The sequence below is a fragment of the Microbispora sitophila genome (assembly GCF_014892245.1).
In the GTDB taxonomy this organism is placed as follows: domain Bacteria; phylum Actinomycetota; class Actinomycetes; order Streptosporangiales; family Streptosporangiaceae; genus Microbispora; species Microbispora siamensis.
The window spans coordinates 1-2,689 of sequence record NZ_JADBGC010000069.1; the positions used below are offsets into that span (position 1 = coordinate 1).

General features: G+C 62.7%; 3 protein-coding genes. 1 reads left to right on the forward strand and 2 read right to left on the reverse strand.

The genetic code is table 11. The annotated features are described in order from the left end of the window. Positions 1-458, reverse strand: a 458-nt coding sequence (locus IL992_RS45360) for a trypsin-like peptidase domain-containing protein (protein ID WP_193209474.1), incomplete at its 3' end; no start/stop codon positions are given. A 108-nt stretch (positions 459-566) separates the two neighbouring features. Beyond that, positions 567-1,862: a helix-turn-helix domain-containing protein gene (locus IL992_RS45365; protein ID WP_193209475.1), complete on the reverse strand. Its 1,296-nt coding sequence runs from the start codon at positions 1,860-1,862 to the stop codon at positions 567-569. Positions 1,863-2,210: 348 nt separating this feature from the next. Here IL992_RS45365 and IL992_RS45370 point away from each other — a divergent pair, with 348 nt between their 5' ends. Further along, the gene (locus IL992_RS45370; RefSeq protein ID WP_079315398.1) at positions 2,211-2,495 is read left to right on the forward strand and encodes a hypothetical protein; all 285 of its coding nucleotides are present in this window, start codon (positions 2,211-2,213) and stop codon (positions 2,493-2,495) included. Positions 2,496-2,689: the final 194 nt, after the last annotated feature.

A 2,689-nucleotide genomic window follows, 5' to 3' on the forward strand; every position in this document is an offset into this window, starting at 1 on the left:
GCAACCAGGGTTGGGTGAGAAGTGGGAATCGGAGGGTATCCCATAAGGACGACGTCGAATAGTACGAGACCGTTATCGATCCAGTCATCAAGATGACCTCCAATCTCAATGTGGTCGACTTTCTTGACGTCGTCTCTGCCCCAGAACTTCACGTGATTCATGTAGTAATTTAGATTGAAGTCTGACCGGATAAGAGCGAGATCTACCGTTGGGTCGCTGGGATACATAATCTCAACGCTCTCTAGATTAATATCTCCGTTTCCGGCTGGCGTAATTCCGATGAGTTCTCGATCTTCCAGTACATGTCGGGCCGTGACCAAGTAGCCATCGCCGATGTGAAATCCCGTACCTATGCCAGGCTGGCCATCTCTGCCAATCGTTTCGATCATAACTATGCATTGGGAGTAGAGCTGGAAAAAGCTCAACTGTAAATGATGGAATTCGGGAAACTCGTCCACTTGTTTGTCCTAGGTTTGCGCGGTTTGGTTCTGGGCGTGATCAAGCTTGTACTTTCTCTGGTCTGCGCCCACGGCGTACGATTTGATCGAGCTCTCAGCTATAGCAACTCAATCAAGGAGATCAGGGCGGCGAGCGGTCAAGGCTCGGCGGGCGGTCACATAGCGTTCGTGAAACTCTTCAGCAAGGGCTTCGCGACGGTATCGCTGGCGTAGGACGCGGTCCAGGTCTCCGGCTCGATTGACGAGATCGGTGAGCGACCTGCGCTCCATGTCGAATGCGGCCATGCCTTGCTCGACGGCGGCGTCTAGGTCTCCGCGTCGGGCGTGGACGATGCCGAGGTCTATGTGAGCGTCGGCGACTCGCATCGGTGCGTTGGATGTGCCGTCCGGGCGGGTGTGCATCTGGATCGTCTCCAGCGCGTGTTCCTCGGCCCGGTCGTTGTCCTCTAGCCATGTGTAGGCCGTGGCGGCGTAGAACACCCACTTGGCGTGGTCGAACACGAAGTGGTGATCCGGGTTCTCGGGAAGCGGGAGCTTGGCGAGGATGTCGGCCCCGCGCGATAGCGCCCTGTCTGCTTCGCGGCGGTCGCCAATGCGGGCCAAGCCGCGGGCCTCTTGCAAGGTGAGTTGTACCTGTGCGCTGGATTGGCCGGCGAGGGCCTGCCCTTGGCGGGCGGCGGTGACGACGTCTTCGTATCGGCCTTCGACCAGCGCGAACCATGCGGACATCTCGTGTGCCCAGCCCATGAGTTCGCCGTGCCCAACCTGGCGGCCCATCTCGTAGGCGGCCTGGCGGGCCGTCTCGGCTTCCTCGCGCTCGCCCAGGTCGTAATGAACGCAGCCGAGCAGGGCGGTAAGCCATCCGGTGATGACCAGCAATTCGCGGTGCTGGTCGAGGGTGATCCTGCCGGACAGGAGCCGGGTCACCTGGGCGAGGCGCTTTTGTGTCCGGTCCCGTAACGTCGCGGCGGGAACAACCGGGTAGGCGCGGCACAGCAGATCGACGGCTTCGGCGAGGGCTTCGAGGGTGCCGGTTCCGACGTCGGACGCCTGGAGCTGCTGGGCGAGTTCCATCGTGCCGTACAACTCGGCCTCGGCCCGTAGCGCGTCGACCGGCATGATGTGCGCCTCGATGAGGCGGCTATTGCCGCTGCCTCTCTTTGTGGGGGAGAAGCCGAGATCTTCGGGCTGTAGTCCGGTGGCTTGAGTCAGCGCGAGTCGAAATGGTGCGCGGGGCCAGGAGACTTCGCCGGCCTCCCATCGCCGAATGCGTTCTTCATCGACGGTGAGACGTTCCTTGATGCCCACAGGGGTCCGGTTGATCCGCTCGGCGAATTCGGCGCGGGTGAGCTGTTGCGCGTTGCGCCATGCGCGGAGTTGGACATTCGGGATGCTGTCTGGCATCTCGGGGTCTTCCTCCCGTCGGGGGTCATCAGGGGGTTAAGAGGGGGGCTTTTCGGGGGTCCTATCGCACTCGCTTTGCCGGTGGACTTGCCATCAACCAACCACGGTACGTCAAGCGGCTTCCCGCCACAGGGAACGCCGGATGAACGAGGAGATGGCGACGGTGACCCGGCCAGACGAGAACAGCGAGGCAAGACCCTGTCCTTCGTGTCGGGGACGTGGCACCAAGCGGTGCCATTCACGCCGTCAGCTCGTCGTCGGCGGCGAAACCAATGACGATCGCGACTCGGGTGGGGAGCGGGAGTGCCTCGACTGCCTCGGAAACGGCCGGGCCGAAGGGAGCGGAACATGAACCCGATCGAGGTTGCGGCGGTGGCCTACATGAACCGAAGCGACGAGGCGGACAAGCTCATCCGACTGCGTGACGCGCTGACCCGGCTCAGCATCAACGCTGAGCTGCGCGACAACAACACGGCGCTGATGGTCAACCCGCCAAGTGGGCGCGGCATGCCCGTGTGGGTCTTCGTCGGCTACGGCGGCCAGTACTACTCATGGAACTCGGCAGGCAGGCGGCATCCGGTGTCCGATCTGGAGGGCGCCGCGAAGGCGATAGCCGCCTACATCTGCCGCTGAAGCGGGCGCGGCGAGGCAGTTGAGCCGACGACGGGTCGGCAGCCATCAATCCCTGCCTCGTCGCGCCCTTGATCTCCGGCAGGGCCACAGTGACTCGCCCCCGTGTCCCCCCGTGTGGCCCTGCCGGTCCCCTCCGCCCGGACTGCGAGTGCAGCCGAACGAGGTGACAGAAGCATCGAGCCGGTCTAGGCTCA